The sequence below is a fragment of the Stenotrophomonas sp. YJH_SMC_12-1 genome, assembly GCF_059370935.1.
The window spans coordinates 66,924-89,841 of sequence record NZ_JCAFUD010000009.1 but is presented as its reverse complement, the minus strand read 5'-3'; the positions used below and the strand labels follow the sequence as shown (position 1 = coordinate 89,841).

General features: G+C 66.8%; 17 protein-coding genes and 1 riboswitch. Of the genes, 6 read left to right on the top strand and 11 right to left on the bottom strand.

The genetic code is table 11. From position 1 onward, the window contains the following. Nucleotides 1–79 precede the first annotated feature (79 nt). The gene (locus AC5P8Y_RS16905; RefSeq protein WP_049403579.1) at nucleotides 80–985 is read right to left on the bottom strand and encodes a LysR family transcriptional regulator; all 906 of its coding nucleotides are present in this window, start codon (nucleotides 983–985) and stop codon (nucleotides 80–82) included. 117 nt (nucleotides 986–1,102) lie between these two features. Between AC5P8Y_RS16905 and AC5P8Y_RS16900 the strand changes: the two genes are divergently transcribed. Next, a complete protein-coding gene (locus tag AC5P8Y_RS16900) occupies nucleotides 1,103–1,876 on the top strand; it encodes an SDR family oxidoreductase (protein WP_049403578.1) in 774 nt (257 codons plus the stop codon). 73 nt (nucleotides 1,877–1,949) lie between these two features. Here the strand turns inward: AC5P8Y_RS16900 and leuB are convergent, their stop codons facing one another. The 9 genes from leuB to ilvC form a co-directional block, all read right to left on the bottom strand. Further along, complete coding sequence (gene leuB, locus AC5P8Y_RS16895; RefSeq protein WP_005410954.1) at nucleotides 1,950–3,011, bottom strand: 3-isopropylmalate dehydrogenase; 1,062 nt, start codon at nucleotides 3,009–3,011, stop codon at nucleotides 1,950–1,952. Further along, complete coding sequence (gene leuD, locus AC5P8Y_RS16890) at nucleotides 3,001–3,579, bottom strand: 3-isopropylmalate dehydratase small subunit (RefSeq protein WP_005410953.1); 579 nt, start codon at nucleotides 3,577–3,579, stop codon at nucleotides 3,001–3,003. Before leuD ends, leuB begins: the two co-directional genes overlap by 11 nt. Beyond that, complete coding sequence (gene leuC, locus AC5P8Y_RS16885) at nucleotides 3,579–4,997, bottom strand: 3-isopropylmalate dehydratase large subunit (protein WP_049403577.1); 1,419 nt, start codon at nucleotides 4,995–4,997, stop codon at nucleotides 3,579–3,581. Before leuC ends, leuD begins: the two co-directional genes overlap by 1 nt. Nucleotides 4,998–5,057: 60 nt before the next feature. Then, complete coding sequence (locus tag AC5P8Y_RS16880) at nucleotides 5,058–5,837, bottom strand: class I SAM-dependent methyltransferase (RefSeq protein WP_033835633.1); 780 nt, start codon at nucleotides 5,835–5,837, stop codon at nucleotides 5,058–5,060. 10 nt (nucleotides 5,838–5,847) lie between these two features. Next, nucleotides 5,848–7,434, bottom strand: coding sequence for a 2-isopropylmalate synthase (locus tag AC5P8Y_RS16875; protein WP_049403576.1), 1,587 nt, complete (start codon nucleotides 7,432–7,434; stop codon nucleotides 5,848–5,850). Continuing rightward, nucleotides 7,431–8,522, bottom strand: coding sequence for a threonine dehydratase (locus tag AC5P8Y_RS16870; RefSeq protein ID WP_033835631.1), 1,092 nt, complete (start codon nucleotides 8,520–8,522; stop codon nucleotides 7,431–7,433). The genes AC5P8Y_RS16875 and AC5P8Y_RS16870 overlap by 4 nt, the downstream gene beginning before the upstream one ends. A gap of 96 nt (nucleotides 8,523–8,618) precedes the next feature. After that, on the bottom strand, nucleotides 8,619–8,870 hold the full coding sequence (locus tag AC5P8Y_RS16865) for an ACT domain-containing protein (RefSeq protein WP_005410947.1): 252 nt from the start codon (nucleotides 8,868–8,870) through the stop codon (nucleotides 8,619–8,621). Next, a complete protein-coding gene (gene ilvG, locus AC5P8Y_RS16860; protein WP_495202099.1) occupies nucleotides 8,854–10,590 on the bottom strand; it encodes an acetolactate synthase 2 catalytic subunit in 1,737 nt (578 codons plus the stop codon). Before ilvG ends, AC5P8Y_RS16865 begins: the two co-directional genes overlap by 17 nt. 39 nt (nucleotides 10,591–10,629) lie before the next feature. Then, on the bottom strand, nucleotides 10,630–11,604 hold the full coding sequence (gene ilvC, locus AC5P8Y_RS16855; protein WP_005410945.1) for a ketol-acid reductoisomerase: 975 nt from the start codon (nucleotides 11,602–11,604) through the stop codon (nucleotides 10,630–10,632). Nucleotides 11,605–12,261: 657 nt separating this feature from the next. On the opposite strand from ilvC, the gene ggt reads away from it, so the two are divergent. Continuing rightward, complete coding sequence (ggt, locus tag AC5P8Y_RS16850; RefSeq protein ID WP_049453159.1) at nucleotides 12,262–13,980, top strand: gamma-glutamyltransferase; 1,719 nt, start codon at nucleotides 12,262–12,264, stop codon at nucleotides 13,978–13,980. A gap of 638 nt (nucleotides 13,981–14,618) precedes the next feature. On the opposite strand, the gene AC5P8Y_RS16845 is transcribed toward ggt, so the two are convergent. Next, complete coding sequence (locus AC5P8Y_RS16845; protein WP_049431212.1) at nucleotides 14,619–16,196, bottom strand: BCCT family transporter; 1,578 nt, start codon at nucleotides 16,194–16,196, stop codon at nucleotides 14,619–14,621. A 220-nt stretch (nucleotides 16,197–16,416) separates the two neighbouring features. Continuing rightward, a riboswitch (TPP riboswitch) is annotated at nucleotides 16,417–16,517 on the top strand. Between the two features lie 82 nt (nucleotides 16,518–16,599). On the opposite strand from AC5P8Y_RS16845, the gene thiC reads away from it, so the two are divergent. The 4 genes from thiC (at nucleotide 16,600) to AC5P8Y_RS16825 (ending at nucleotide 22,869) form a co-directional block, all read left to right on the top strand. Further along, nucleotides 16,600–18,444, top strand: a complete 1,845-nt coding sequence (gene thiC, locus AC5P8Y_RS16840) for a phosphomethylpyrimidine synthase ThiC (RefSeq protein ID WP_012481195.1) — start codon at nucleotides 16,600–16,602, stop codon at nucleotides 18,442–18,444. Between the two features lie 139 nt (nucleotides 18,445–18,583). Continuing rightward, a complete protein-coding gene (locus tag AC5P8Y_RS16835; RefSeq protein WP_005410941.1) occupies nucleotides 18,584–19,255 on the top strand; it encodes an ion channel in 672 nt (223 codons plus the stop codon). Between the two features lie 269 nt (nucleotides 19,256–19,524). Next, on the top strand, nucleotides 19,525–21,855 hold the full coding sequence (locus AC5P8Y_RS16830; RefSeq protein ID WP_111108501.1) for a winged helix-turn-helix domain-containing protein: 2,331 nt from the start codon (nucleotides 19,525–19,527) through the stop codon (nucleotides 21,853–21,855). A 114-nt stretch (nucleotides 21,856–21,969) separates the two neighbouring features. Next, the gene (locus AC5P8Y_RS16825) at nucleotides 21,970–22,869 is read left to right on the top strand and encodes a helix-turn-helix transcriptional regulator (RefSeq protein ID WP_005414398.1); all 900 of its coding nucleotides are present in this window, start codon (nucleotides 21,970–21,972) and stop codon (nucleotides 22,867–22,869) included. Nucleotides 22,870–22,918 lie beyond the last annotated feature (49 nt).

The following is a 22,918-nucleotide window of genomic DNA, read 5'->3' as shown; positions in this document are numbered from 1 at the left end:
ATCTACAGCAGCTGGTCTTTGCCCTGGTAGGTGCCAACCTTGGTTGGCACTGCGGCACGCATCCACGCATGGCGTGGATCTACTGTAGCTGCAGGCCGCTCCGCAGCACCGGCAGCAGCCATTCGATGAATACCTGCACGCGTTGCGCGCGGTGTTGCCGATGCGGCTGCAGCAGGGTCACCGGCAACGGCTGCGCCACGTACTGCGGCATCACTTCCACCAGTTCGCCGGATTGCAGTTCCGCCTGCACGTCGTAACGCGGAATCTGCAGCAACCCCAGGCCGGCCACGCAGCACGCGATCGACGCTTCCGCACTGTTCACCCGCACCCAGCCGGGCATCGGCAATGTGCGCAGCTGCGCGCCCTCCTGCCACTCCCACGGTTCCACCCGTGCCGTGGTCGGCGATGCATAGTTCACCGCACGATGCTGCTGCAGGTCGGCAGGCTGCTGCGGCACGCCGTGTTCACGCAGGTACGCCGGCGCGGCGACGTTGACGAAGTCGAGCTGGCCAAGCGTGCGCGCCACCAGACTGGAATCGCCCAGCTGCCCGACACGCAACACCGCATCGCAACCGTCTTCGATCAGGTTCACCGCGCGGTCGGTCATGCCCAGGTCGACTTCCACCTGCGGATGGCGCGCGAAGAAGTCGGGCAGCGCCGGGGCGATGATGCGGCGGCCGATGCGACTTGGCACGTCGATCTTCAGCTGGCCCACCGGCTGCGCATCGTCCTGCCGGAACAGCGATTCGGCGTCTTCAACCTCGGCGATCAGGCGCAGGCAGCGGGCATGGAACACGTCGCCGTCGTGGGTGGTGGACACCCGTCGGGTCGAGCGCTGCAGCAGGCGGGTACCGAGACGCTGCTCCAGCTCCGCAATGGCTGCCGAGACGGTGGAGCGGGGCAGGCCGAGCTGGTCGGCGGCGCGGGTGAAGCTGGCGCACTCCACCACCCGGGTGAAGATGCGGAAGCGATCGATCCGGTCCATTGTTCGCTGGCTCTGGAAGGTTAAGTCAATGCGGCGGGCTTTATCCGCATTTTCTGCACGATATCGTCGTCAGGGCAGGGTTGCCACCCCGGACAGCCCACTTCCGAGACCGAGGCCATGACCGACCATTCCCTCAAGGGCAAGACCGTGCTGATCGCCGGTGGCGCCAAAAACCTGGGCGGACTGATCGCCCGCGACTTCGCCAGCCAGGGCGCCAAAGCCATCGTCATCCACTACAACAGCGCCGCCACCCAGGCCGATGCAGAGGCGACCGTGGCCGCCGTACAGGCCGCTGGCAGCAAGGCCGTTGCCCTGCAGGGCGACCTGACGTCGGCGGCAGCGATGGAGCGCTTGTTCGCCGATGCCGTGGCCGCAGTCGGCCGTCCCGACATCGCCATCAATACGGTCGGCAAGGTGCTGAAGAAGCCGCTGCTGGAGATCAGCGAAGCCGAGTACGACGAGATGAGCGCGGTCAACGCCAAGGCCGCGTTCTTCTTTCTCAAGGAGGCTGGACGCCACGTCAACGACGGTGGCCGCGTCTGCACTCTGGTCACCTCACTGCTGGGTGCGTTCACGCCGTTCTATTCCAGCTATGCCGGCACCAAGGCGCCGGTTGAGCATTTCACCCGCGCGGCGTCCAAGGAGTTCGGTGAGCGCGGCATCTCGGTGACTGCGATCGGGCCGGGCCCGATGGACACGCCGTTCTTCTACCCGGCCGAGAGTGCCGATGCGCAGGCGTACCACAAGACCGCGGCCGCGCTCTCGGCGTTCACCCGCACCGGCCTGACCGACATCGCCGACATCGTGCCGTGGATCCGCTTCCTGGTGACCGATGGCTGGTGGATGACCGGGCAGACCATCCTGGTCAATGGTGGGTACACCACCAAATAATGTAGCCACCCCATGGGTGGCTGCCCGCAATGTCCGGAGGGAGAGGCGCCACGCATGGCGTGGCGCTATCGGATCAGTTGAGTTTGGCCAGCACTGCGTCGGTGGCGGCTGCCGTGCTCACCGCCTGGCCCTTGGCGGCCAGATCGGCGGTGAACACGCCGTCGTCCAGCACGGCGTGCACGGCGGCTTCCACCGCAGCGGCTTCCGTTTCCAAACCCAGCGAATGGCGCAGCAGCATCGCGGCGCTGAAGATCGTCGCGTACGGATTGGCGATGCCCTTGCCAGCGATATCCGGGGCCGAACCATGGATCGGTTCGTAGATGCCGACCGCGCCCGGCTCGCCCAGCGAGGCCGACGGCAGCAGGCCCAGCGAGCCGGCCAGCATCGAGGCTTCGTCGGTGAGGATGTCGCCGAACATGTTCTCGGTGACGATCACGTCGTACTCGCGCGGCTTGGCCAGCAGATGCATGGCCATGGAATCGACCAGCTGGTGCTCCAGTGCAACGTCCGGGAATTCCTCGCGGCCGATGCGCGCGGCCACGTCACGCCACAGGCGCGAGGTCTCCAGCACGTTGGCCTTGTCCACCGAGGTGACCTTGCCGCGGCGCTGCCGGGCCAGGCGGAAGGCACTGCGCAGCACGCGTTCGATCTCGGCCACGGTGTAGCGGCACAGGTCGCTGGCGCTGTCGGCGTCGCGGGTCTTGTCGCCGAAGTAGATGCCGCCGGTCAGTTCGCGTACCACCACGAAGTCCACGCCCTGCAGCAGCTCGGCCTTGATCGGCGAGGCGTGCAGTGCGGCTTCGTGGGTACGCACCGGGCGCAGGTTGGCATACAGGCCCAGCGCCTTGCGGATCGCCAGCAGGCCCTGTTCCGGGCGCACCTTGGCATTGGGATCGGACCACTTCGGGCCGCCGACCGCACCCAGCAGCACCGCGTTGGCGGCTTGGCAGGCAGTCAACGTAGAGGCCGGCAGCGGCTCGCCGTGGCGGTCGATGGCGATGCCACCGATGTCGTGCTCGCTGAAGGTGAAGGTGTGGTTGAAGCGTGTGGCGACAGACTTCAGGACGGCGACTGCCGCGGCGGCCACTTCCGGGCCGATGCCATCACCGGGCAGGACAACAATTTCAGCGTGCATGCTCACTCTCGTAGCGTTCGATTTCAGGGACACGGCCCAACAGATACCCCAACTGGTCGACGCCTTCCAGCAGGCAGGTCTGCGAGAAGCCATCCAGCGGGAAGGAATAGACGCGCCCATCGGGCGTGCGCAGCTCACGCGCGGCCACGTCGATGGTCAGCTCGTCGTCCGGGCGCTGCATCAGCGCCTGCACGTCGGCTTCGTCCAGCACGATCGGCAGCAGGCCGTTCTTCAGCGAGTTGCCGCGGAAGATGTCGGCGATCTCGCTGCTGACGATGGCGCGCAGGCCCAGGTCGGTCAGTGCCCACGGTGCATGCTCGCGCGACGAGCCGCAGCCGAAGTTGCGGCCCGCCAGCAGGATGCTGCGGCCGGCGTTGTGCGGCTGGTTGAAGGCGAAGTCGGCCACCGGCGAACCGTCGGCCTGCCAGCGCCAGTCGTTGAACGCGTTGCGGCCCAGGCCGGCGCGTTCGGTGGTGGACAGGAACCGCGCCGGAATGATCTGGTCGGTGTCGATGTTGGTCTGGCGCAGCACCACGCTGGCCGAGGTCAGGGTACGGAAACCGGCCATCACGCCACCTCCTGTGCGAACAGTTCGCGGGTATCGGCGACGTGCCCGTTCACCGCGGCCCACGCCGCGCTCATCGGCGAGGCCAGCAGCGTGCGCGAACCAGGACCCTGGCGGCCTTCGAAATTGCGGTTGCTGGTGCTGACGGCCAGCTGCCCGGGCGCGACCAGATCGCCGTTCATGGCGATGCACATCGAGCAGCCCGGCTCGCGCCACTCGGCACCGGCCGCGCGCACGATCTCGTGGATGCCTTCGGCCTCGGCCTCGCGCTTGACGATCTCCGAGCCCGGCACCACCAGCATGCGCACCCGGTCAGCGACGCGACGACCGCGCAGCACCTGCGCCACCTCGCGCATGTCGCTCAGGCGGCCATTGGTGCACGAGCCGACGAACACCACGTCCACCGGCGTGCCCGCCAACGCCTTGCCGGCCTGGAAATGCATGTAGTCCAGACCCTTCTGTGCGGCGGCATCGTTGGCGGCGGGGATCGGTGCATCCACCGCGATGGCGGTGCCCGGATGCGTGCCCCAGGTCAGGGTCGGGCGGATGTCGGCGGCGTCGATGTGCACTTCGCTGTCAAAGCGCGCGCCGTCATCGCTGCGCAGCTGCTGCCAGCGTGCGACGGCCGCGTCGAAGTCGGCACCCTTGGGGCCGCGCGGGGTAGCAGCGACGAAGTCGAAGGTGACCTGGTCCGGCGCCACCATGCCGGCACGCGCACCCGCCTCGATCGACATGTTGCACAGGGTCATGCGCTGTTCCATGTCCATCGCTTCGATGGTGCTGCCACGGAACTCGATGACGTGGCCGGTGCCGCCGTTGACGCCGATCACGCCGATGATGTGCAGGACCACGTCCTTGGCGCCGACGCCGGGCGCCAGCGGGCCATCGACGGTGATCGCGAAGGTCTTCGCCTTGCGCTGCAGCAGGCACTGCGTGGCCAGCACGTGGCCGACTTCACTGGTGCCGATGCCGAAGGCCAGCGAACCGAACGCACCGTGGGTGGAGGTGTGGCTGTCGCCGCAGACGATGGTCATGCCGGGCTGGGTGAAGCCTTGTTCCGGCGCGATCACGTGGACGATGCCGCGATTGTCCGAGGCCATGTCGAACAGTTCGATGCCGTGTTCGGCGCAGTTGCGTGCCAGGGTGGCGACCTGAGCTTCGGACGCAGCGCTGGCGTAGGGAAGCGTGCCGTCGGCGGCAGGCGGCAGGGTTGGCGTGGAGTGGTCCATCGTCGCCTTGGTGCGGTCCGGGCGGCGCGGCGACAGGCCGCGCTCGCGCAGTTCGGTGAACGCCTGCGGTGAGGTCACCTCGTGGATCAGGTGCAGGTCGATGTACAGCACGGCGGGGGCGCTGTCGGATTCGGGAACCACCACGTGGGCGTCCCACAGTTTGTCGTACAGGGTGCGGGGTGCGGAAGTCATGCGTATGCCTGGCAGAAGTACGAAAGAGCGAACATCAGTAAAGAAAACGGAACGGTCAAGTCAGCGACGGCGGGCGAGCACGCGCAGGCGCACGTAGTCGGCCAGCGGCTGGCCGGCGGCATTGCGCGGCAGCTCGGCCAGCAACGCGGTGGCGGCCTCGCGCACGGTGGCGCGCGCCTCGGCCGGCAGGTCGTCCAGCAGTGGTGCGGCGAAGACCCGCAGCCAGCCGGCCACGCCGGTCGGCAGTGCGGTCGGGCGCGGCGTGCACTCGATCAGTTGCACCTGGAAGCCATGCTGGCGCAGGCGGTCGGCGTAGGCATCGGCCGTCGGGAAATACCACTGGAAGGTGCTGGCGCCATGGCCGTGGGCCACACGCGCGGCCTGTACCGCCGCGATGATCGTGGCCACGTTTCCGTGGCCACCGAATTCGGCGACAAAGCGGCCGCCGGGGCGCAGGGCGCGGCGCACGCCTTCCAGCACGCGGTCCGGAGTCGTCATCCAATGCAGTGCGGCATTGCTGAACACTGCATCGAACTCGCTGTCGAACGACAGCGCGTGGCCGTCCATCACCTGCGCGTCGACACCGCGTGCGCGGGCGGCGACCACCAGTTCCGGCGAAGCATCCACACCGTGGATGCGTGCGCCGCTCAGCGCCAGCTCGGTACTGAGTACGCCATCGCCACAGCCCAGGTCGAGGATGCGCTCACCGGCGCGCGGGTCGAGCAGGCGCGATACCGCGCCGCCGAGCAGCGGCACGAAGCCGGCATCGATCGCATAGTCCTGGGCGTTCCACTGCTGGCCAGCGGCGCTGGCCGGGGTGGGGATGTCGAAGGCGCTCATGGCGGGGTCCTCAGGCGGTGGCGGCGGTGGCAACGTCGGTGTTGCTGTGGGCGGCAGCCTGGCGCTGGCGCAGCAGGCGGTTGGCCACATCCAGCCAGGCCAGCGCGGAGGCTTCGATGATGTCCTTGCTGGTGCCGGTGCCGTCGTACTCCACACCCTCGTGGCGTACGCTCAGATTGGCTTCGCCGCGCGCATCGGCGCCGATGCCGACGCTGTGCACGTGGTAACTGTCCAGCATCAGCTGCACGCCGGTGGCGGCCGACAGTGCGCCGAACAGCGCATCGACCGGGCCGTCGCCCTGCGCGGTCTCGGCCACGCGGTTGCCGTCCGGGTCGGACAGTTCGACCAGTGCGTTGGCGCGGCTGCCGACATCGCTGATGGTCATCGAGGCCAGGCGGTAGCCCTGTGCGTTGGAACCACCCTGCATCAGCGTCTGCAGATCGGCATCGGTGACCACGCGCTGCTGTTCGCACAGGCCCTTGAACTGCTCGAACACCAGCTTCAGTTCGTCTTCCTCCAGCCAGAAGCCCAGCGCACGCAGGCGCGCTTCAACGGCGGCACGGCCACTGTGGCGGCCCAGCACCATCTGCGAATCCTCCCAGCCCACGTCTTCCGGGCGCATGATTTCGTAGGTGCCGCGGTGGCGCAGCATGCCGTGCTGGTGGATGCCCGATTCGTGGGCGAACGCATTGGCGCCGACGATGGCCTTGTTGCGCTGCACCGGCATGCCGACCAGGCGCTGCAGCAGCTGCGAGGTACCGACGATGCGCGGGGTGTTGATCGAACTGTCCTGCTCGTAGAAGGCCTGGCGCACCTTCAGCACCATCGCGATCTCTTCCAGCGAACAGTTGCCGGCGCGTTCGCCGATGCCGTTGATGGTGCACTCGACCTGGCGCGCGCCGCCTTCGATGGCGGCCAGCGAGTTGGCCACGGCCAGGCCCAGATCATTGTGGCAGTGCGCGCTGAAGATCACGTTGGTCGCGTTCGGTACATCTGCGACGCCGGCGATGACCTGCTGGAACATCGCGCGGATTTCTTCCGGCGTGGTGAAGCCGACGGTGTCGGGCAGGTTGATGGTGGTGGCGCCGGCGGCGATCGCCACGCGCGCGACTTCGATCAGGTAGTCCAGCTCGGTACGGGTGGCATCCTCGGCCGAGAATTCGACATCGTTGATATAGGAACGGGCCAGCGATACGTGCTTGCGTACCGACTCCAGTACCTGTTCGCGGGTCATGCGCAGCTTGTGCTCGCGGTGCAGCGGGCTGGTCGACAGGAACACATGCAGGCGCGGGTTGGCCGCGGCTTCCAGTGCGCGTGCCGAGGTCTCGATGTCGGCCTGCAGGCAGCGCGACAGCACCGCCAGGGTCAGGCTCGGGCGGCGCAGTTCGCGGCCGATCAGTGCCATCGCTTCGCGGTCGGACTGCGAGCTGGCCGGGAAGCCGGTCTCGATGATGTCCACGCCCAGTTCGTCCAGCGCACGCGCCATCACCAGCTTCTGCGGCGGGCTCATGCTGCAGCCGGGGGACTGCTCGCCGTCACGCAGGGTGGTGTCGAAGATGCGGATGCGCGGGGTGGTAATTCGTTCGATGGTGGTCACAGGGAAATCTCCTCGACAGCGGGCGTTGCGGCTTGCAGGTGGGAAGGGGAAGGCATGGGGGAGGGCGGCGCGCTGGCCTTGGCGGGCGAGCGGGGTGTTTCGCTGCGCCGTCGCCGTGGCTTGCGCGGCGGGCGCGGTCGGATGTCGGTAAGCAGGCCGGCCAGCACGCCGGCATCGATGTTCCCGCCGGACACCACCGCGCACTTGCGGCGGCCCGCGACGCGGCGGCCAGCGGCCAGCGCCAGCGCGCCGGCACCCTCGGCAATGATGTGTTCTTCCAGTGCCAGCCGGACCAGGGTTTCGCGCAGTTCGGCTTCGCGCACGATCACCACATCGTCCAGCAGCGAGGTGCACAGGCGACGGGTCAGGAAGCCGGGGATCTTCACCCGCACGCCGTCGGCCAGCGAGGCGACGGGTGCGATCTCGCGCACGTCGCCGCGGATCGCGCGTGCCATCGAATCAACGCCTTCCACCTGCGCGCCGACCACGCGCACGCCCTGTGATTTCAGCGCCAGGGCCACGCCGGAAGCCAGGCCACCGCCACCGATCGGCACGATCACCACGTCCGGGGCATGCGCGGCCAGCTCGATGCCGACCGTGCCCTGGCCGGCGATCACGTCGGCATCGTCGAACGCGGACAGGAAGCGGTAGCCGTGGCGTTGTGCCAGTTCGACCGCGAAGGCGTAGGCTTCGTCATAGCTGTTGCCGTGCTGGCGCACGGTCGCGCCCCAGTGGGCGACGCCGGCGATCTTGGTGGCGGGTGCACCATGCGGCATCACAGTGATGGCCGGCACATCCAGGCGATAGGCGGCCCAGGCCACGCCCTGGGCGTGGTTGCCGGCCGAGGCGCAGATCACCGGCCGGGTGTCGCCGCGTTCGCGGCCGGCCAGCAGTGCATTCAATGCGCCGCGCACCTTGTAGGAACCGGTGCGCTGCAGGTTCTCCAGCTTCAGCCAGGTACCGAAGCGTTCGGCGTGGTGCAGCGGGGTGGGCGGCAGGAAGCGGCGCAGGCGGGCCTGCGCTGCCAGGACGTCGGCGACGCTTACGTCGCCGACATCGCTTTCCTGGCTGGTGTCAGCGGCCGGCATGGGCCACCAGCGCGGTGCGGGCGACCGCCGCATGCGGGCACGGGCGGCGAAGAAGACGCCTCCGTACCGGCACCGTGGTCGCTACGGTACGGGTGTTCATGGCGATACTCCTTCCACGGCGGTGACCTGCACGGACACGCAGTCGTAGATCTTCTCGATCTGCCGGCACAGCGTTTCCGCCGGGCGCTGGCCATCGACGACCAGCTGCAGGTGCCAGCGGCCATCGTCGGCGGCCACCGGCGCACCGCTGATCGCACGCGGCGCAAAGCCGCGGCGTTCGGCCATGCCGATCACGCGCAGCAGCGCGCCTTCGGCCGGGTGCAGCACCAGGTCAAGCCGGTATTGCATTGGGGGTCTCCTGGCGGGCGTGGGTGGGATTGCTTTCCAGCATCGTGCTGTTGGCGGTGTTCGGCGGCACCAGCGGCCACACGTTGGCGCGTGCATCGATGGCCACGTGCAGCAGCGCCGGGCCGGGCTCGGCCAGCAGCGCGGCCAGGCCGCCTTCCACGTCGTCGCGGTTGTCGATGCGGGTGGCGGCAATGCCGAACACCTGCGCCAGGGCTACGAAGTCCGGGTTGTCGGACAGGTCGATCTCGCTGTAACGCTCGGCGAAGAACAGTTCCTGCCACTGCCGCACCATGCCCAGCGAACTGTTGTCCAGCAGCATGATCTTCACCGGCAGGCGGCAGCGGGCGATGGTCGCCAGCTCCTGCACGTTCATCATGAAGCTGCCGTCGCCGGACACCAGTACCACGGTGCGCTCCGGGCAGGCGAACTGCGCACCCATCGCCGCTGGCAGGCCGAAGCCCATCGTGCCCAGTGCGCCACTGGTCAGGTGGTTGCGGGGGTGGTTGAAGCGGCAGTGCTGGGCCACCCACATCTGGTGCTGGCCGACATCGCAGGCGATCACCGCATCGGCCGGGGCCAGCTCGCTCAGTCGCTTCAGCAGCGCCGGGGCGTAGATGTGCTGGCCCGGTGCGTCGTAGCGGGCCGCGAAGCGATCGCGGTGCTGCGCACAGCGCTTGCGCCACGCGTCCTGGTGGGCCCTGGGGGAGGGGAAGGCCGCACGCAGGGCACGGATGGCGTGACCGACGTTGCCAGGCACGGCGATGTCGGCAGTGCGCAGCTTGGAGATCTCGTAGGCGTCCGCATCGATGTGGACGACGCGGGCGAATGGCGCGAACTCGGCCAGCTTGCCGGTCGCGCGGTCGTCGAAGCGCGCGCCCAGCACCAGCAGCAGGTCGCTTTCCTGCACCGCCATGTTGGCGGCGCGGGTGCCGTGCATGCCCAGCATGCCCAGCGACTGCGGATGGTGGGCCGGCAGTGCACCGAGGCCGCGCAGGGTCATCACGGTGGGGATGGCACTGGCCTCGACGAAGTCGCGCAGGTCCTGCACGGCATCACCCAGGGCGATGCCGCCACCTGCGTAGACCACCGGCTTTTCGGCCGCCGCCAGCGCGGCGATGGCCTCGGCGATGGCGGCCTCGGCCGGCGCCGGCGGCGGTTCGACGCTGCTGGGCACATGCGCCGGCAGATGGCTGGCATCGGCCAGTTGCACATCCTTGGGCAGGTCGATCAGCACCGGGCCGGGGCGACCCTCACGGGCAATGCGGAACGCATCGGCCACCACGCGCGGCAGGTCATCGACGCTACGCACCAGCCAGCTGTGCTTGACGATCGGCATCGTCAGGCCGAACACATCCAGTTCCTGGAAGGCGTCGGTGCCCAGCAGCGGCGTGCCGACCTGGCCGGTGATGCAGACCATCGGTACCGAATCCAGCATCGCATCGGCAATGCCGGTGACCAGGTTCGAGGCGCCCGGGCCGGAGGTGGCCACGCAGACGCCCACCTGGTTGCTGGCGCGGGCGAAGCCGTTGGCGGCCAGGGCCGCGCCCTGCTCATGGCGTACCAGGATGTGCTTCAGCGACGAATCCACCAGCGCGTCGTAGAACGGCATGATGGTGCCACCGGGATAGCCGAACAGCGTGCGGACGCCTTCGGCCTCCAGCGCCTGGGTCAGCCAGCGCGCGCCGTTGGGCGGCGCGCTGCGATGTGTCGAAGAGTTCATGGGGGAACCTTGCAAAGCGGGTGGGGGAGGGCCGCGTGGTTACGCAGCCTGTCCTTGCAACCAGACCATCTTGGCGCGCAGTTCCTTGCCCACCTTCTCGATCGGGTGCTCCAGGTCGGCCTGCTTGAACCTGTTGTAGTTCGGCAGGCCCGCTTCGTACTCGGCCACCCAGTTCTTGGTGAAGGTGCCGTCCTGGATGTCCTTCAGCACCTCCTTCATGCGTTCCTTGGTGCCGGCATCGATCACGCGCGGGCCGCTGACGTAGTCGCCGTACTGCGCGGTCTCGGAGATGAACTCCAACATGCGCGAGATACCGCCTTCATAGAACAGGTCCACGATCAGCTTCAGTTCGTGCAGCACTTCGTAATAGGCGATCTCCGGCTGGTAGCCGGCTTCGACCAGGGTCTCGAATCCGGCCTGCACCAGCGCCGAGGCACCGCCGCACAGCACCGCCTGCTCACCGAACAGATCGGTTTCGGTTTCTTCCTTGAAGGTGGTCTGGATCAGGTTGGCGCGCGCACCGCCGAGGCCGGCGGCATAGGCCTGCGCATGCTGCGCGGCCTTGCCGCTGATGTCCTGGTAGACCGCCCAGATGCACGGCACGCCACGGCCGATCTCGTACTCACGGCGCACCAGCGCGCCGGGGCCCTTCGGCGCGACCAGCACCACGTCCAGGTCGGCACGCGGCTCGATCATCCCGTAATGCACGTTCAGGCCATGCGCGAACAGCAGGCACGCCCCCTGTTTCATGTTCGGCGCCAGCACGTCGTTGTAGAGCTTCTTCTGCACCATGTCCGGGGTCAGCACGGCAACCAGGTCGGCGTCCTTCACGGCCTCGGCGGGCGCGATCACGGTGAAGCCATCGGCCTGCGCCTTGGCTTCGGTCGGCCCACCCGGACGCAGGCCTACCACCACGTCGAAGCCGGATTCGCGCAGGTTCAGTGCGTGGGCGCGGCCCTGGCTGCCGTAGCCGATGACGGCGATCTTGGTCTGGGGCAGGTCGTTGGTGCTCATGGGGGAGGTTCCTTGCGGTGGGAAGAAAAAAGAACGGCCGGTCGTCGAGGTGACGTGCCGGCCGGTCAGGGGAAAGCGGTGGAGGAGGCGCCGCGCATCGCACAGGCACAGCCACCACAAGGCGTGGTGGTGCAGGTCCGGGTTGTGCGATGAGCGTTGGTCATGGTGGTTGCGTCTGAAACCAGGTTCTGAAATGAAAAAACCCGCACCGGGGCGGGTGCGGGTTTTTGAAGAGTTCCGGTGTGTGTGTTGCTTACACGCTGGCTCGTCCCGCACCTGTTGGTTGGGTAATAAGTACGAGCACAAGAATCGAACGCAGCGAGGCGGCGCCGGTGTCGGCGGCTTCGATGTGGGTTCGCGGTGGCGTGTTGTGATGCAACATGTGATCGAGAGAAACACAGCCATTTCGGCGGTGTCAACCCTCGCGACGGATTTTCTATCGGTTTCCGCTGCATCCAGCGCAATTGCTTGCGGCACAAGGATGGTTGCTGCTGAAAGTGTTTCGGTGAACCCGAATTCACTCCTTTCGGGGCGGTTTTTGCGCGGAATCCGGTGGATTTTTCCGCCCAAGGATCAACGTCCATGACGTCTGTCCGATACCGCTTGAAGGCCGCAGCGGCGAAGATCGGGGAACCACCCGTCCATCGGAACCCGACCGTGTCCCGACGCCTTGCCCGTTCCCTGCTCGCCGCCGCCGTATTGGCTGCCGTACCGGCGCTGTCCTTCGCCGCCGACCGCATCACCGGCCACACCTTCGCCACCCGTTCGGAGGTGATCGCCCCGCATGCGATGGCCGCGACCTCGCAACCACTGGCCACCCAGATCGCGCTGGACGTGATGAAGGGCGGCGGTTCGGCAGTGGACGCGGCGATTGCCGCCAACGCCGCGCTCGGCCTGATGGAGCCGACCGGCAACGGCATCGGCGGCGACCTTTTCGCCATCGTGTGGGATCCGAAGACGCAGAAGCTCTACGGCTACAACGGCTCGGGCCGCTCGCCGAAGTCGCTCACACTGGCCGAGTTCCAGCGCCGTGGCCTGAAGGACATCCCGGCCACCGGTCCACTGCCGGTGTCGGTGCCGGGTGCCGTCGATGGCTGGTTCGCGCTGCACGACCGCTTCGGTCGCAAGCCGATGGCCGACAACCTGGCGCCGGCCATCCGCTACGCCCGCGAGGGTCACCCGGTGGCCGAGGTGATCGCCTACTACTGGGACCGCTCGGTGCCCAAGTTGTCGCAGTACCCGGGCTTCAAGGAGCAGTTCACGATCAACGGCCACGCCCCGCGCAAGGGCGAGATGTGGAAGAACCCGAACCTGGCCAGCACCCTGCAGAAGATCGCCGACGGTGGCCGCGACGCCTTCTACAAGGGCGAGATCGCCCACACCATCGGCGACTACTTCAAGGCCAACGGTGGCTACCTGAGCTACCAGGACATGGCTGACCATCATGGCGAGTGGGTCGAACCGGTCAGCAGCAACTACCGTGGCTACGACGTCTGGGAACTGCCGCCGAACAGCCAGGGCATCGCCGCACTGCAGATCCTCAACGTGCTGGAAGGCTACGACTTCTCGAAGATCCCGTTCGGTTCACCGGAACACGTGCACCTGTTTGTCGAAGCGAAGAAGCTGGCCTTTGCCGACCGTGCGCGTTTCTACGCCGACATGGCGTTCCAGCCGGCACCGGTGCAGAAGCTCATCTCCAAGGAGTACGCCGCGCAGCGTCGTGCGCTGATCTCGATGGACAAGGCGTTGAAGGAAGTGCAGCCGGGCACGCCGAAGCAGCTGGAGGAGGGCGACACGATCTACATGACCGTGGCCGACGCCGACGGCATGATGGTTTCGCTGATCCAGTCCAACTACCGTGGCATGGGCAGCGGCATGGCACCGCCCGGTCTGGGTTTCATCCTGCAGGACCGCGGCGAGATGTTCGTGCTGCAGAAGAACCATCCCAACGGCTACGCGCCGGGCAAGCGCCCCTTCCAGACCATCATTCCGGCCTTCATCACCAAGGGCGGCAAGCCGTATGCCAGCTTCGGCGTGATGGGCGGCGCGATGCAGCCGCAGGGCCACGCGCAGATCGTGATGAACCTGGTGGACTTCGGCATGAACCTGCAGGAAGCCGGTGATGCACCGCGCATCCAGCACGAAGGCTCGACTGAACCGACGGGTCAGGCCACGGCGATGACCGATGGTGGTGAAGTGAATCTGGAAACCGGCTTCCCGTACGAGACCGTGCGCGCGCTGATGCGCAAGGGGCATCGCATCGTGTTCGCCGATGGGCCTTATGGCGGGTACCAGGCGATCATGCGCGATCCCGAGAGCGGGGTTTACTACGGCGCTTCGGAGAGCCGCAAGGACGGGCAGGCGGCGGGGTATTGAGGTTTCCCGGCCACCGGGCTGAGCCCCCTCTGCGGTGGTGGTTCGTGGAAGCGGGATCATGTGATTGGGCCGGGCGGGTGGGCTGTTCGGGGGACGCCGTGAATCCGTCCCTGGAGGCTTGGCAGCCGCATCCATGCGGCTGACACCCCCGCCCAGCCCACCCGCCCGGCCCCTGACAGTTTCCGTGGCCGCCACCGCAGGAAGAAAAGGAAGAAGATCAAAAGCAAAGGCAACAGCAACAGCCGCGCGCTGTGGGTTGGGGTCGGATCCGTTTTCCGAAGGAAAACGGATCCGACCCCTTCTTGTTTTCCGATACACCTCATCCACGCATAGCGTGGAAAACCCACCGTCACACGGAAACTGTCGGGGGTGGGGCGGCGTGGGCTGGCAGGACCGTTGGCGCCATGGGCCCGAGGCATGCCTCGGGCGGGTTGGGCAGGATGCCCAACCCCGGTCTTGCCATGTGCGCAGGACAGCGCACACGAGCAAGGCGCCATCGAGCCCCCAGGGATGGGTTTACGGCGTGTCCTGCCAGCCCACACCGCCCCGCCAAACTAGCAGCAACCCAGAGCTGCTTTTGAGGTTGCTGTTGTCGTTGCTTGAGAAAAGCGGTGCAGCCGCAGGCTGCAAAACAACCCTCAATCCTGATCGTGCGCGCGCGCTGCCTCGGCCTGCGTCTCCTCCTGCGCCGCCATCTCGCGTGCGATCCACGCATCGATCATGTGCCGCTGGCGCTGCGCCTGCCGTCGCTCGCGGGTGTACTCCTGGTCCAGCACCCGATACAGCGACACCATCACAAGAAGCATCAGCAGCGCGAACGGCAGCGCAGCGATGGTGATCATGCCCTGCAGCGCCTCCAGTCCCCCTGCCAACAGCAAGGAACCCGCCACGAGCGCAATGCCGACACCCCACGCCACTTTGTGCTTGCGCAATGGCTCGCCCGCGTCGTCCGTGGACATGCTGGCCAGCACAAGTACCGCAGAATCAGCCGAGGTCACGAAGAAGATCATCAGTAGCACCAGCGCAATGCACGACAGCAGCAACGGCAGCGGCAGGCTGTCGAACATAGTGAACAGCACCGTTTCATAGCCGTTGCCCAGTGCCTGCAGCAGGTCGGCCTGGCCGAAGATCTGCATCCAGATCGCGGTGCCACCGAACACCGAGAACCAGAAGAAGCCCAGCAGCGTCGGTGCCAGCACCACGCCGATCACGAACTCGCGAACGCTGCGACCGCGCGAGATGCGCGCGATGAACGAACCGACGAACGGTGCCCAGGAAATCCACCAGGCCCAGTAGAAGATCGTCCAGTCCGCGACCCAGGTGCTGGACGAGAACGGTGACATGCGCAGGCTCATCGTCACCAGCTGGTTGAGATAGGAGCCCAGCGTCGTGGTGAACGTGTTGAAGATCGCGCCAGTCGGGCCGAGTACCAGCACCAGCGCCAGCAGCAGCGCCGCCAGTGCAAGGTTGAAGTTGGACAGCCATTTCATGCCGCGGCCGACGCCGCTGAGCGTGGACGCCATGTACAGCACGAAGGCCACCGCAATGATCGTCAACTGCAGCGGAACGCCCGCCTGCACGCCGAATACGCGTTCCACGCCGGCTGCGATCTGCACCGTGCCGAAGCCCAGTGCTGTAGCCACGCCAACCGCAGTGGCGACGACAGCGGAGATGTTGACCACATGCCCGATCCAGCCACGATGGTGACGTCCGATGATCGGTTGCAGCATGTCGCTGATCTGGCCACGGCCGTTGCGGTTGAATTGGAACCAGGCCATTGCCAGGCCGATCAGCGCATAGATGGCCCACGGGTGCAGGCCCCAATGGAAGAACACGTAGCGCATGGCAGCACGGGCAGCGTCCATGCTTTCGGGTGCCAGCCCTTCCGGCGGCTTGCTGAAATGCGAGATGGGCTCGGCCGCACCCCAGAACACCAGGCCGATGCCCATGCCGGCGGCGAACAGCATCGACATCCAGCTGGCACGCGAGAACTCGGGTTCGGCGTCCTCGCCGCCGATGCGCAGGTTGCCGAAGCGGCCGAACGCCAGGTACATCAGGAACACCAGCGCCAGGAACACCACCAGCAGGTACAGCCAGCCGACACTGCGGATGACTTCTGCCAGCATCGACTGGACCACTGTGTTGAAGGGGCCGGGGGCGATACCGGCGAGCAGCACCAGCAGCAGAACCAGTGCGATGGAAACGCGAAACACCATGAAGGAGCTTCTCCGATCAAGGGGGATTGAGGGGAGCGAGCAGAGCTTGCGGCGAAGGGCCGGCGGCATGCAGCACGGACCGGGCAGGGGCCGCGAAGGCGGCGGGGAACGCATCGATCTCAGCGACGCGATGGCGTGCACGTTACTGAACGCGACGTCATGGTTCCGTTAACGAATGGCGACCTGGTCCCGGAGGCGGGCGGTCTATGCTCTAATGCGCACCAAGAAGCGGGGGTACCGGGCCATGTGGCCACGGTTGAGACAGTCCCTTGGAACCTGATCCGGCTCATACCGGCGTAGGGAAGCTTTGCAATGCAGCCGTGCCCGGACTCCGCCCAAGGACCGTCCGTGCGCGGGTGCCGTGCGCCGCCGCTTCGTCCCTGACCTTCCTGGACGATGCCCGATGAACGCACAGCTCTCCGCCCTGCAGCAACAGGCCCAGCAACTCTCCGCATCCGTGACCCGGCCCATTCCCGGCTCGCGCAAGATCCACGTGCCTGGTTCACGCCCGGATCTGCAGGTGCCGATGCGCGAGATCGCGCTGACCCGTACGCCGACGTTGTTCGGCGGCGAAGAGAATGCGCCGGTGACCGTTTACGACACGTCGGGCCCGTACACCGACCCGGAGGTGCGCATCGATCTGTCCGCCGGTTTGCCGGCACTGCGTCGCGGCTGGGTGGAAGAGCGCGGTGATACCGAGCAGCTTGAAGGACTGAGTTCTTCGTTCGGCCGCGATCGCGAGCATGACCCGAAGCTTGACGCGGTGCGTTTCCCCGCGCGCAGCCTGCCACGCCGTGCACGTGCCGGTGCCAACGTCACCCAGATGCATTACGCGCGCCGCGGCATCATCACGCCGGAAATGGAATTCGTCGCCATCCGCGAGAACCAGCGCCTGGACGCGATCCGCGATGCGGGCCTGCTGCAGCAGCACCCGGGCGAGGCCTTCGGTGCGTCGATCCAGAAAGTCATCACCCCGGAGTTCGTGCGCGACGAGATTGCACGTGGCCGTGCGGTGCTGCCCAACAACATCAACCACCCGGAAAGCGAGCCGATGATCATCGGCCGCAATTTCCTGACCAAGATCAACGCCAACATCGGCAACAGCGCGGTGTCTTCCGGCATCGCCGAGGAAGTGGAGAAGCTGGTGTGGGCGATCCGCTGGGGCGGTGACACGGTGATGGACCTGTCCACCGGCAAGCACATCCACGAGACGCGCGAATGGATCATCCGCAACTCGCCGGTGGCGATCGGTACCGTGCCGATCTACCAGGCCCTGGAGAAGGTTGACGGCCGCGCCGAGGCACTGACCTGGGAGATCTTCCGTGACACCCTGATCGAGCAGGCCGAGCAGGGCGTGGACTACTTCACCATCCACGCCGGCGTGCTGCTGCGCTACGTGCCGCTTACCGCCAAGCGTGTCACCGGCATCGTCAGCCGCGGCGGCTCGATCATGGCCAAGTGGTGCCTGGCGCATCACAAGGAGAACTTCCTCTACACGCATTTCGAAGACATCTGCGAAATCATGAAGGCCTACGACGTGACCTTCTCGCTGGGCGACGGGCTGCGCCCGGGTTGCATCGCTGATGCCAACGACGCGGCGCAGTTCGGCGAACTGGAAACGCTGGGTGAACTGACGAAGATCGCCTGGAAACACGATGTGCAGACCATGATCGAAGGCCCCGGCCACGTGCCGATGCAGCTGATCAAGGAAAACATGGACAAGCAGCTGCGCGAATGCGGCGAAGCGCCGTTCTACACGCTGGGGCCGCTGACGACCGACATCGCGCCGGGCTACGACCACATCACCAGTGCGATCGGCGCGGCGATGATCGGCTGGTTTGGCACGGCCATGCTCTGCTACGTGACGCCGAAGGAGCACCTGGGCCTGCCCAACCGCCAGGACGTGCGCGACGGCATCATGGCTTACCGCATTGCCGCGCACGCGGCCGACCTGGCCAAGGGTCATCCGGGCGCGCAGGTACGCGACAACGCGCTGAGCAAGGCGCGCTTCGAGTTCCGCTGGGAGGACCAGTTCCACCTGGGCCTGGATCCGGAAAAGGCCAAGGAATTCCACGACGAGACGCTGCCGAAGGACGCGCACAAGCTGGCCCACTTCTGCTCGATGTGCGGACCGCACTTCTGTTCGATGAAGATCACCCAGGACGTGCGCGACTACGCCGAGGCCGGCATGAAGGAGAAGTCGCAGGAGTTCCGTGCTGGCGGGGCCGAGGTCTACCGCCAGGGGTGACGGGTAACGGGTAGTGCCGGCCGCCGGCCGGCATTCCGTCGTGCACGGGACCGGGGGGAGTGCTGGCCAATGGCCGGCACTACCGTTCATCACGCCGCGCCCGGCTATCCTCCGCGCATCGCCCAGGGGAAAGGACGCCATGCCCGTTGCCACGACCACCCGCTGGCTGGCCATCGCCCGCCGCCATCCTTCGGCCTGGCTCCTGGCCGCCCAGTTGATCGCGGTACTGCTGTATCCCGCCCTCGATGACACCGCCGCTGGCCGGGCGGCGCTGGGCATGTTCGGCATGGCGGTACTCGGCCTGGCGCTGTGGGTGGTCCAGCGCAGTCCGCTGGGCACGTGGCTGGCATTGCTGCTGGCCATTCCATCGGTGGTGTTCTCGCTGGCTGGCGCCCTGCTGGACCGCAGCGCGCTGCTGACCACCGCGCAGCTGCTGGAAAGCCTGCTGTACTTCTATACGGCCGGGGCATTGATCGCCTACATGCTGCAGGACCATCGAGTAACACGCGACGAACTGTTCGCAGCCGGGGCAACCTTCACCCTGCTGGCCTGGGGGTTCGCCTTTGCATTCGCGGTGTGCCAACAGTGGTATCCAGGCAGTTTCCAGGGTGCGACTGCTGGCCCCGAGCGCAGTTGGATGGAGCTGCTTTATCTGAGCTTCAGCTTGTTGTCCGGAGTTGGATTGAGTGACGTCGTGCCGTTGCACCCGCAGGCACGGGCCCTGGTGATGCTCGAACAGTTCGCAGGCGTCATGTATATCGGCCTTGTGGTGTCGCGTCTGGTCGGGTTGACCATGCTTCGGCGCATGTGAAAATGAACGCCAGATAAAAATTTCGCGCCCAAAAGGGCGCGAATGGTGATGCAGATTATGTGAATGCGTCGGCGAGAGAGAGCCTGAGTGTCGACCCCGTCATAGGCGGGGTAACCGGCTTAGGCTAATATCCGGGGGCGTTATTGTTTTTGCGGTATGCGCCGATGCTTTGTGCGGAATCTGGCTTTTCGATGGCCCTGTCCAGGGACGGTGGGGACGGTATTGCTGGTGAGCCCTGCCCAGATCCCGTCCCTACTGTATAGCGGAAAATGAACAGCAGCGAACTCACGCCCATTGACGCCGACCGCGTGCAGGTCGGCGACTGTGTCATTACCTTGTCCTCGCGTGAGGTCGAGGTTGAAGGCGCGCGCCGTCCGCGGCGGCTGACGCCGAAAGCGCTGGGCGTACTTCGCGTGTTGATGCGGCAGCCTGGGCGCGTGGTCACCCGTGAAGAGCTGTTTGCCGAGGTCTGGCCCGATACGTTGCCGACCAATGACGTGCTGACCCAGGCCGTCACCCAGCTGCGCAAGGCGTTCGCCAACGACGACGACAATGGCCAGGCCTACATCGAGACCATCGCCAAGAGCGGCTATCGGCTGCTGGTACCGGTGCAGGCGCTGGACGACTTCGAGCCGGTGGCGGAAGTGGATGCGGTGGCCGTTGCGGATGTGATGCCGTCGCCGGACGGTGCCGGCACGATTCCGGCGCTGGCCGTGCCTGCAGCGCCTTCACGCCGGCGCGGCTGGCGCCAGCTGCGCCGCCAGCTGTTGTGGGTGCTGGGTGTGATGATGCTGGCCGCGCTGCTGGTCATGGCCACATTGTTGCTGCGGCGCGGGCCGGAGCCGAGTTCACCGGTGGATGCAGCGGTCGAGAACGGCGTGCGGGTGATCGGCAGCCCGCAGCGTCCCTATCGCCTGATCACCGCTACCAGTGGTTTTGAAACCTATCCCACACTTTCGCCGGACGGCTCCCAGGTTGCCTACGAAGGCGCCAACGAGGATGGCGCCGGAGGTGGTGTGATCAAGGTGCAGACCTCGGGCAATGCGCCGGCCCGGCAGCTGGCGCTGCCGCCCAAGGGGGCCAGTGACCGTTTCCCGAGCTGGTCACCGGACGGGCGCGAGATCGCTTTTGCCCGCTTTGGAGCCGACGGCGGTTGCCAGGTGCTGATCGCCAGTGCCACTGGCGGCGGCGTGCGCCAGGCGACCCGTTGCGATGGAACCGAGCTGCTCAGCTTCGACTGGACACCGGATGGCCGCGGCCTGGTCTTTGGCAGCATGGTGGGCCGCTACGCCCATCGCGGCATCCGTGTGCTCGACCTGGCCAGCGGCCAGTGGCGGGCGTTGGACTACGCGGTCGATCAGGATGATTTTGACTACGCGCCACGCTACTCGCCCGACGGCAAGTGGCTGGTGTTCGTGCGCAATCCACAGATGGGCGACCTGTGGCGGATGCCGGCCGGAGGCGGTGAGCTGGAGCAGTTGACCAACGAATCCGCCGAACAGCGTGGCTGGGCCTGGCTGGGCGATGGGCGCAGCATCGTGTTCGGCCGGCGCGTGGACAGCGAGGTGCGGTTGTACTACCTGGACGTGGAGCGCCGCACCTTGCGTGATGCCGGCCTCGACGACGCACAGTGGCCTGCGGTGTCGCGCCACGGCGACGTGCTGGCCTTCGTTCACCGCCGTGCCCAGTTCGGCGTGTTCAAGGTGCCGATGGCCGGCGGCAGCGCCGAGCGGCTGTTCGCGTCCAGTGGGCGCGACGGGCAGCCGATGGCGGCGCCCGACGGTCGCCAGCTGGTCTTCACCTCCGATCGTTCCGGCAGTTTCGCGCTGTGGTGGGCGGACATGCAGCGGCCCGACTCACTGCGGCCGATCGAGGGCCTGCGTCCGGAGGGGCGGCAGGCGCCGGACTGGTCGGCCGACAGCCGCCAGCTGCTGGTGGTCGGGCGTGACGAGCATGGGCGTACCGTTGTCTACGAGATCGCCCCGCGCGACGAGCACCTGCAACCGCTGCCGGTTCCGGTGGATCAGCCGCTGCAGGCCCTGTACGGGGCAACCCCGGAGCAGCTGCTGGTAGTCGAGCGCGATGCAGAGCAACGCACCCGGTTGAGCCTGTTCGATCGCAGCGTGACCCCCTGGCGCCGCCTGGCCAGTATCGACGGCGTCTCCCAGGCGCGTTTCGATCGGGGCAATGGCCGCGTGCTGTTCACACGCCTGGCGTCCGGCGGCTTGTGGTCGGTGGATGCGGCACTGTCCCCGGCCAGCGTGCAGCAGGTCAGTGAAGACCGGCCCAGCCGATGGCGCTATCGCACCTGGACGGTGGCGGGCACCGGAGGCATCGGGTATCTCGGCAACTCGACCGAATGCGGTACGACCTTGATCCATATCCAGGCCGGCACCGAAGCCCCCGAGCGCTGCCTGGACCGGCAGCGGCTCAGTGCGGGCAACGGCATCAGTGCCAGCGCCGATGGCCGGGATCTGTACGTCGCACTGGCGGTCAGCGATGGTGCCGACATCGGCGTCATGCAGCTGCCCCGGTCGGCGCCGGCACTGTTCCCGGCCTTTCTCAAGCCGTTGATCCTGAAGAAAAATATCTCTTCGTGATTTTTTCGTGGAGTTCTCGCCGCGAATTCGTGGCGATCTCGGCGGATTTTCCTGACGGGCTGACGCCTGATTAGGCAAAACGGAAGCCTGTATCAGGCAAACCCGTGGTGCCCCATGCGTCAACTCTCGCTGGCCGATCGTGGCCAAACCGTCTCCCTCGACAAGGCGCTGGACGATCTCGCGCCGACCTGCATGGGCGTGGCCCGGCTCGGCAGCCTGCAGACGGCAGGGTCAAGCTTCACTGTCTGGCTGCAGGTGCGGGGCAGTTCCTGGGTGGAAGCCAAGGAAGGGCGTTTCCGCCTGCGCCATGGTGAGTGGATTGCCTTCGAGAAGGAGTCGCGCCCGTTGGTGCAGGCCGGCCGTAACGGACTGTGCGTGGGCCTCAGCCTGACTGCGGAGGCGATGCGGGTGCTGTCCGAGATGGCCGACTGCGGCCTGTATGCCGGTCGTGGTCGCATGAGCCGCGGCGACGCCCGCGTTGCCCTGCGCCTGTGGCGCGATGCGCTCGACAGCGGCCTGCCGGCGCAGGCGCTGCGCCCCCTGCTGTTGCACCTGGCCGGCCTGCAGCGTGACCTGGCCGACAATGTACAGCGCTGCCCCGGTCGCTCACGCAGCCGCAAGCGCCAGGTGTTCGGCCGCATGCAGCGTGCCCGTCTCTATCTGGAGGGCAACAGCCACCGCGTGGTGCGGATCGGCGAGCTGGCCGAGCTGACCAACTTCTCCAGCTGGTACCTCTCCAAGACCTTCCAGAGCCTGTATGAAGAGAGCCCCCAGTCGCTTTCGGCACGGTTGCGCCTGGAGCGGGCCGCCGATCTGCTGCGCGACACCGACATGATGGTGGGCGAGGTCGCCGCGGCCAGCGGATTCGACAACTGCTGCAGCTTCGCGCGGGCCTTCCGCGCCCGTTACGGGCAGTCTGCCTCCCGGTTCAGGGAAAACGGCGGCTTGCTCCCGCCACACTCTGCAAAGTCTACGGTTGGGTCGCGCAAATACAGCATCGCAACGCAATCGTAACGTGCTGGAGCGTTTTAACACGCTACTAACACGTACCTTGGAGAGATTG

What these genes read in the sequence shown, in the direction of transcription:
- AC5P8Y_RS16905 (WP_049403579.1), bottom strand. Translation starts at nt 985, where the DNA reads ATGGACCGGATCGATCGCTTCCGCATCTTCACCCGGGTGGTGGAGTGC.
- AC5P8Y_RS16900 (WP_049403578.1), top strand. Translation starts at nt 1,103, where the DNA reads ATGACCGACCATTCCCTCAAGGGCAAGACCGTGCTGATCGCCGGTGGC.
- leuB (WP_005410954.1), bottom strand. Translation starts at nt 3,011, where the DNA reads ATGCACGCTGAAATTGTTGTCCTGCCCGGTGATGGCATCGGCCCGGAA.
- leuD (WP_005410953.1), bottom strand. Translation starts at nt 3,579, where the DNA reads ATGGCCGGTTTCCGTACCCTGACCTCGGCCAGCGTGGTGCTGCGCCAG.
- leuC (WP_049403577.1), bottom strand. Translation starts at nt 4,997, where the DNA reads ATGACTTCCGCACCCCGCACCCTGTACGACAAACTGTGGGACGCCCAC.
- AC5P8Y_RS16880 (WP_033835633.1), bottom strand. Translation starts at nt 5,837, where the DNA reads ATGAGCGCCTTCGACATCCCCACCCCGGCCAGCGCCGCTGGCCAGCAG.
- AC5P8Y_RS16870 (WP_033835631.1), bottom strand. Translation starts at nt 8,522, where the DNA reads ATGCCGGCCGCTGACACCAGCCAGGAAAGCGATGTCGGCGACGTAAGC.
- AC5P8Y_RS16865 (WP_005410947.1), bottom strand. Translation starts at nt 8,870, where the DNA reads ATGCAATACCGGCTTGACCTGGTGCTGCACCCGGCCGAAGGCGCGCTG.
- ilvG (WP_495202099.1), bottom strand. Translation starts at nt 10,590, where the DNA reads ATGAACTCTTCGACACATCGCAGCGCGCCGCCCAACGGCGCGCGCTGG.
- ilvC (WP_005410945.1), bottom strand. Translation starts at nt 11,604, where the DNA reads ATGAGCACCAACGACCTGCCCCAGACCAAGATCGCCGTCATCGGCTAC.
- AC5P8Y_RS16845 (WP_049431212.1), bottom strand. Translation starts at nt 16,196, where the DNA reads ATGGTGTTTCGCGTTTCCATCGCACTGGTTCTGCTGCTGGTGCTGCTC.
- thiC (WP_012481195.1), top strand. Translation starts at nt 16,600, where the DNA reads ATGAACGCACAGCTCTCCGCCCTGCAGCAACAGGCCCAGCAACTCTCC.
- AC5P8Y_RS16835 (WP_005410941.1), top strand. Translation starts at nt 18,584, where the DNA reads ATGCCCGTTGCCACGACCACCCGCTGGCTGGCCATCGCCCGCCGCCAT.
- AC5P8Y_RS16830 (WP_111108501.1), top strand. Translation starts at nt 19,525, where the DNA reads ATGAACAGCAGCGAACTCACGCCCATTGACGCCGACCGCGTGCAGGTC.
- AC5P8Y_RS16825 (WP_005414398.1), top strand. Translation starts at nt 21,970, where the DNA reads ATGCGTCAACTCTCGCTGGCCGATCGTGGCCAAACCGTCTCCCTCGAC.